The organism is Scandinavium sp. (genome assembly GCF_051650185.1).
GTDB lineage: Bacteria > Pseudomonadota > Gammaproteobacteria > Enterobacterales > Enterobacteriaceae > Scandinavium.
On the sequence record NZ_JBOFIN010000030.1, the window covers coordinates 1 to 6,976 of the forward strand.

General features: G+C 52.5%; 5 protein-coding genes. 2 read left to right on the top strand and 3 right to left on the bottom strand.

Annotated features, from left to right (window positions below):
* Positions 1-161 precede the first annotated feature (161 nt).
* The 3 genes from ynaL to ACRCWW_RS04445 form a co-directional block, all read right to left on the bottom strand.
* The gene (gene ynaL / locus ACRCWW_RS04435) at positions 162-299 is read right to left on the bottom strand and encodes a proline-rich small protein YnaL (protein ID WP_438681325.1); all 138 of its coding nucleotides are present in this window, start codon (positions 297-299) and stop codon (positions 162-164) included.
* Between the two features lie 274 nt (positions 300-573).
* Complete coding sequence (gene zntB / locus ACRCWW_RS04440) at positions 574-1,557, bottom strand: zinc transporter ZntB (protein WP_438681326.1); 984 nt, start codon at positions 1,555-1,557, stop codon at positions 574-576.
* 229 nt (positions 1,558-1,786) lie between these two features.
* The gene (locus tag ACRCWW_RS04445) at positions 1,787-2,956 is read right to left on the bottom strand and encodes a methyl-accepting chemotaxis protein (protein WP_438681327.1); all 1,170 of its coding nucleotides are present in this window, start codon (positions 2,954-2,956) and stop codon (positions 1,787-1,789) included.
* Between the two features lie 437 nt (positions 2,957-3,393).
* On the opposite strand from ACRCWW_RS04445, the gene ACRCWW_RS04450 reads away from it, so the two are divergent.
* Complete coding sequence (locus ACRCWW_RS04450) at positions 3,394-5,508, top strand: putative bifunctional diguanylate cyclase/phosphodiesterase (RefSeq protein WP_438681329.1); 2,115 nt, start codon at positions 3,394-3,396, stop codon at positions 5,506-5,508.
* 68 nt (positions 5,509-5,576) lie between these two features.
* The gene (locus ACRCWW_RS04455; RefSeq protein WP_438681328.1) at positions 5,577-6,809 is read left to right on the top strand and encodes a GGDEF domain-containing protein; all 1,233 of its coding nucleotides are present in this window, start codon (positions 5,577-5,579) and stop codon (positions 6,807-6,809) included.
* Positions 6,810-6,976 lie beyond the last annotated feature (167 nt).

The following is a 6,976-nucleotide window of genomic DNA, read 5'->3' on the forward strand; positions in this document are numbered from 1 at the left end:
AACTGAGAAGAATGCGGGAAAACGTGAAACAATTTATCCTGCCTGAGAAAAGAAAACGGCCCAAAGAAAGGACCGTTCGTATCTCAAAAACCCAGTATCCCGTTCACTCAAAGCATCTTAAGTGAACGGTGTTATCCGAATGGAGGGCTTTTTTGTGCCCCTTAGCCAAAAGGCGGCGGGTCGATTATCGGATGCGGATCAGGGTCGAGGGGCGGATCTGGAATCGGCTGTGGTCGTGGGATAGGATCGGGCACAGGAACGGGATCGGTTGGGATGGGTTCGCTCAGTCGTGCAATCATGTTTGCCTCCGAACATTGCGGGTAAGTATTAAGTCTGGTCGCTCAGGAATAAAAGGCAAAAAAAAGCCGACTTATCTAAGTCGGCGTCGTACGAATCAATTGTGCTATGCAGTAATTCAAAAAAGGAAGTAAGACAATATGGAGCGCAACGCCCATCGCTTGACGTTGCATTCACCTGCGAGAGAGATATTGCCCTGAATGGGGTACAGATTTATTGACTTCGCTCAAATTTAGCGGCCTTTTTAGGCTTATCCAGGGTCGGAATTGTGTAATTTTACAACCATTTACTGCGATGCAACCACCATGTAACACCCCCGATCAGCACCACCAGCCCGATGCAAAACAGCGAGAAACCGAACTGCCAGCCACCGCCAGGAATCCCCCCCAGGTTGACGCCAAACAGCCCTGTCAGGAAGGTGCTGGGCAAAAAGACCATCGCCATCAGTGACATGGTGTAGGTTCTTCTGGCGAGCGATTCCTGCATGACCTGTGCGATTTCATCGGCCATCACGCCAGTTCGGGCAATACAGGCGTCGATTTCGTCCAGGCCGCGGCCTAATCTGTCGGAAATATCCTGCATTCGGCGGCGATGATCGTCGGTCATCCACGCAAAGCGTTCGCTGGCCAAGCGCGAGTACACATCGCGCTGCGGTGCCATATAACGACGCATCACAATTAATTGTTTACGCAGCAGCGCGAGGATACCGCGAGGTGGCACCTGCTGGTCGAGCAGGTTGTCTTCCAGATCGATGATGCGATCGTGCAGCTCTTCGATAAACTCACTGGCGTGATCCGTCAGCGCGTCGCAGACATCCACCAGCCAGCTACCGCAATCTGTCGGGCCGGTGCCCTCTTCCAGGTCTTTTACCACATCATCCAGCGCGAGCACTTTGCGCTGACGGGTTGAGACAATCAGCCGCTCATCCATATACAAGCGCATCGCAACCAATTGGTCTGGCCGCTCATCGGTGCTGCCGTTGATGCAACGCAGCGTGATCAGCGTTCCCTCACCTACTCGCGTCACCCTTGGACGCAAGCTGTCACCCGCAAGCGCATCGCGGACATTGTTTGGCAGCAACGGCGTTGTTGCCAGCCATTCGGCGCTTTTAGGATGGGTATAGTTCAGATGAAGCCAGCACGGGTTCTCTTTATCAATCGCGCTCTCATCCTGTAGCGGAACGACGCCGCCTTTACCGTCCAGTAACCAGGCAAACACCGCATCAGGTACATTCACATCGGCTCCCTTAATGGCTTCCACAGCGCCTCCGTTAATCTTTCACACATGCCATTGAGTCTAGCGTCGGCAAATCATTAAGCAATAGACGCATCAGGCATCGCACTGAATTTACTCACGAAAGCGGAATTATCTGGCAGCACATTCCCGGCAGCAACAAACAAATCGTTAACAAGAATGAACGCAGGGAGTTTTTGGACAATAAAAAAAGGCCTGGATAACCAGGCCGAAACAAATAATGAGGGTTAAATGATTAGAACGAATGCCAGTAATTCTGCTCATTGCTAACGACAGGCACAACTTTAGGTCTCTCCTGCGCGGCAGGAGCCATTTCCTGAGAGGCTTCATTACCAAGACGGAAATTACGCGTGCGGGTCTGAAGCTCGACCACCTGATGTTTAAGCACATCAGACGATCCTGCCAGTTCCTCCACGACCGCCACGTTACTTTGGGTCACTTTTTCCAGCTCAGATAACGCGAGCGTTATTTGTTCAATGCCTTTTTCCTGTTGAAGCGTCGAGCAGGATATTTGCTCCATCAGGCTGCTTAATAAGCCTGAACCCGAGACAATTTCCTGCATGTTTTTTTCCGCTTCCGCCACGATATTCGCCCCCTGAGTCACGTTATCATTCGTGACACTGATCAGCGTTTTGATGTTCTTCGCGGCTTCCGCACTACGGTGCGCCAGATTACGCACCTCGCCCGCCACCACCGAGAAGCCTTTCCCGTGGTCGCCTGCACGGGCTGCCTCTACAGCCGCGTTCAGAGCCAGAATGTTAGTCTGGAAGGCGATGCCGTCAATCAGCGTGATGATTTCCGCCATCTGTTTGGCACAGTCCGTTATTGATTGCATGTTGGTGGCCACATCGACCATCAAATCGCCCCCTTTGCGGGCGCACAGCGTCGCGTCACCGGCCCGGTCGCTGGCGAGACGCGTATTTTCAGCATTGTTTTTGGTACTGGCGGCAATTTCTTCCATGCTGGAGGCCGTCTGCATCAGGGTCGCGGACTGCTGCTCCGTTTTCACCGACAACTCCGCACTGCGGTTGGCCAATTGCTCAGAAAGCGTCATCGCGGTCTGCGACGAAGCGCGAATTTCTGACACCAGGGTAGAGATATTACTCGACAGGCTATTTATTCCAGGAATAAGGCGCCCGGCGCAGTTATTACCAAATACAGGAATGTTGACCGAGAGGTTACCGGACGTGACTTCATCAATACTCTTTTTAACGGCATTAATTGGGGTAACAAGGTACTTCGTCATATACAGCCATAATAACGAGATCGCTATCACCCAACTGATATTAAACATTATAAGCACAGCGGCGTTCGCCGCGAGGAGGACTGCCAAAATATCAACAACAATGAAAACCGCCAGCAAAAACATCAATATGAAGGTTCTGACACTAATATTTCTAAGCATAATCAGACTCACACAGACACTCGGAGGGGTGATATGTTTATAGCACCCGCCCCCGCTATTTCAATATACTTTCCGGGAGAAACTAATCTTCGCTGTTTAAAAGGGTTAGTTTCACTTTAGCAAAATAGTTATCTGACACCGACCGAGGACGTCAGCATATAACGCTAAAACCTACGACGATCACACAAAAAACAAGCACAATATTTTATTGGCGAGGCGGTAAAGCGTGATTGATGTTATTGGCGCTTTATCGCAATTAAGCGATACTTAAATAACTGGGCTGAGAGGTCACGCTGTTCGTACGGTCTTTGCGACCTTCGGTTAATCGTGCATCAATCAGCGGAAATACGGGGTTTCTTCACTTTTATTTCAATAGCACCCGCCCTTAATTTACTGTTACATTACTTTAACAACCTTAAAAAGACGTGGATTGCATGATGCTGTACGTTTCGTGGGACCCGGTTCTGGTCGGCATTTCGTTTCTTGTAGCGTTTATTGCGTCTTTTGTGGCGCTGGACAGTGCCGCCAAAATTGCGGCATCCACTAAAAATGCCGCCCTCTTCTGGCGTATTGCCGGGGGTGCTACGCTTGGGATTGGGATTTGGTCGATGCATTTTATTGGCATGCTGGCGATGAAAATGCCGATGATGATGCATTACGATCTGGCGATCACCGCATTTTCCCTGTTGGTCGCCATTGTTGCCGCCACGCTGTCTATCAATATCGCCGTGAATGGCAATATCCTTTCCGCTAAACGTCTTTGCCTCGCTACGGCTATCCTCAGCAGCGGCGTGGTGGTGATGCATTATGTCGGCATGGCGGCGCTGATGATGGATGATGGCATCGACTGGAATTACGGTCTCGTCGGGCTCTCGGTGATCATCGCCATTGTCGCCTCCGGCGTTGGCCTTTGGCTGGCCTTCAGCCTGAGGCTCAACAGTAAAGGCGCGTTGATCAACCGCATGACTGCCGCGGTGGTCATGGGCATCGCCATCGCGGCTATGCACTACACCGGAATGAGCGCCGCAGAGTTTGTGGACAGTGGGCATTACATGAACGGCGGCGTCAGCGAACTGGGCCTTTCTATCTGGGTATCGGCGGTTACGCTGACCATTCTGGGCATTATGCTGATCATTTCTATGGTGGATTCGCAGCTGCGCACTACTCGCCTGACGGAGAATCTGCAACAGCTGAACCAGCAGCTTGAACAGCAGGCGCGTTTTGATGGTCTGACCGGCCTTGCCAACCGCAGCCAGATTGATTTACGGCTTGAGGCCTGTTTACAGCAGTCGCAAATTACCCTCGCGCCTTTCGCGCTTATTTTTATGGATCTCGACCGCTTCAAGCTGGTTAACGATGCCTGGGGCCATCACGTTGGCGATCACCTGCTGGTCTCCGTCGCCAATCGGATCAGCGCCTGCCTTACGCCCAAAATGACCCTTGCCCGACTCGGTGGGGATGAATTTATTTTACTGGTGCCGGGCGCCAGTCAGGGCGACATCGAGGATTTGGCTGCACGCCTCGTGGAAAGCATTCGTCGCCCGTTCTATGAATCCGGGCAAATTTTGCAGGTGTCGCTCAGCGCGGGGATCAGCCTTTATCCCGAGCACGGTAAAACGTTGCAAGAGTTGAAACTGCGAGCCGACACCGCGATGTACAACATCAAGCAGCAAGGCCGCAACGGCTGGGCGATTTATCACCCGGAAATGGTGCAAAAAGCCTGGGAAGGCGCCGAGTTTCTCCAGGAGTTAACTCAGGCGCTGGAGCGCGATCAGTATGAGTTGTGGTACCAGCCGAAGTACCGTGCGGGGCAAAAAACCATTTATGGCTTTGAAGCCCTGCTTCGCTGGCATCATCCGGCAAAAGGCGTTCTGCTGCCGGAAGTGTTTTTACCCACCCTTGAAAATACCGGGCTGATTATTCCTGTCGGCTATTGGGTTATCGATCAGGCTTGTCTGCAACTGCGCCAGTGGGCCGATCAGGGTCGTCATGACTGGGGCCTTTCCATCAACCTGTCCGCTGCACAATTCGAACAATATGATATCTACGACACCATTTGCAGTGCGCTGGCACGTCATGCCGTACCGGCCTCACGCCTGACGATTGAACTGACGGAAAGCACGGCGCTGCGCAACCTTGAACGCAGCATTGAGATCCTCAACGACTTTAACCGTCTGGGCATAACGGTCTCAATTGACGACTTCGGCACGGGCTACTCGAACATGCTGACGCTGAAAAACCTGCCCGCTCGCGAACTCAAAATCGATAAGAGTTTTGTCCGGGATATTCGCGACAACAGTAAGAACGTCAAAATTGTGGCGACCATTATCGACATTGCCCACTCAATGAACATGAACGTGGTGGCTGAAGGGATTGAGACGCAGGACCAGCAGCAGCTCTTAACCAGCCTGGGTTGCGGCTATTTGCAGGGCTTCCTGTTTGCGCGGCCATTGCCCGCAAAGGAGATCCCTCACTTACTGGCCCAAATGGAACAGATGCAAAATCATGAGGTTGCACATCCACTGGCGACGGGCCAAAAAAAGCAGGCCTGACAGGGAAAAAATGCATTATGTTTAATACGTGCCAGCGGCGACCAAGTGCACGACCAGGGAGATAATGCATGAAGCCTGAAGAGCTGTCCGCTTACCATTACCTGACTACGCCCGTTTGGGTCATCGATCCTTGTGATGAACGACTGGTGTTTGCTAATTATGCTGCTCAGGCGCTCACCGGCGAGCGCTCGGTCAGTGCTCTGAGATTTGGGGCGCTCTCCGCTTGCGCGCAGACCCGGCTCTCACTGTATCTGACCGATCTTAAACACCAACATGAAGTGGTTGAGATCTGGACCGTCATTGGCCCGACAGGCGAGCTTCCCCTGCGCTGTCGGCTCTCACTCGTCGCGTTTCCGGATTTGCCGCCTTTTATTCTTTTCGAAGGGGCAAATATTCAGCATGGCGCCAGCGAAGCCGCCACTCACGGCGCTGGCTATAAGTCTCGTCGCCATAATTTCTATCACCGTTTCTTCACCACCACGACCGCGCCGATGCTGCTGATTGACCCTGCCCGCGACGGCCTGATCGTTGACGCGAACATCGCTGCCCTGCGGTTCTATGGCTACCGTCGGGAAGAGATGTGCCAGAAGCATACCTGGGAAATAAACACCCTCGGCCGCCAGGTTTTACCGGTGATGGCAGAGATTGCGCGCCTGCCGGGTGGGCACAAACCGCTCTATTTCGTCCACCGCATGGCGGATGGCTCCACTCGTCATGTGTTGACGTACGCCGGGCCCATCATGATCAGCGGTGACAAGCTGATGCTGTGCATCATTCACGATATCACCGAGCAAAAACGACTGGAGCAGGAGCTGGAATATGCCGCCCTGCGAGACTCCTTGACCGGACTGTTAAACCGCCGACAGTTCTACGCCCTGACCGAAAGCCAGACTTCGAAGCATCTGCCCCTGAAAAGTGATTACTGTTTACTGCTGGTTGATACCGACAATTTCAAAGCGATTAATGACAATTACGGCCACCTGCAGGGCGATGAAGTTCTGGTGCAACTCGCCCGTGTGCTTGAAGCCAGCAGCCGCAGCGGGGATTTCATTTTCCGCTGGGGAGGAGAAGAGTTTGTTCTGCTGTTGCCGCGAACAACGCTGGATACGGCACTTGAGATTGCCGAAACGATACGTGACAGCGTCACTAAAATGCGGGAGCACGGCTTACCCCCTTTCACGGTCAGTATTGGTGTGGCGCGTCATCAGGCAGAAGAAACTATCGACGAGCTGTTTCGCCGTGTAGATAAAGCCCTTTACCAGGCCAAAAATGACGGGCGAAACCGGGTACTTGCCGCCTGAGTTTCACTTGCACAAAAAAACCGCCCGCAGGCTAACACCGTTCACTTAAGATGCTTTGAGTGAACGGGATACTGGGTTTTTGAGATACGAACGGTCCTTTCTTTGGGCCGTTTTCTTTTCTCAGGCAGGATAAATTGTTTCACGTTTTCCCGCATTCTTCTCAGTTT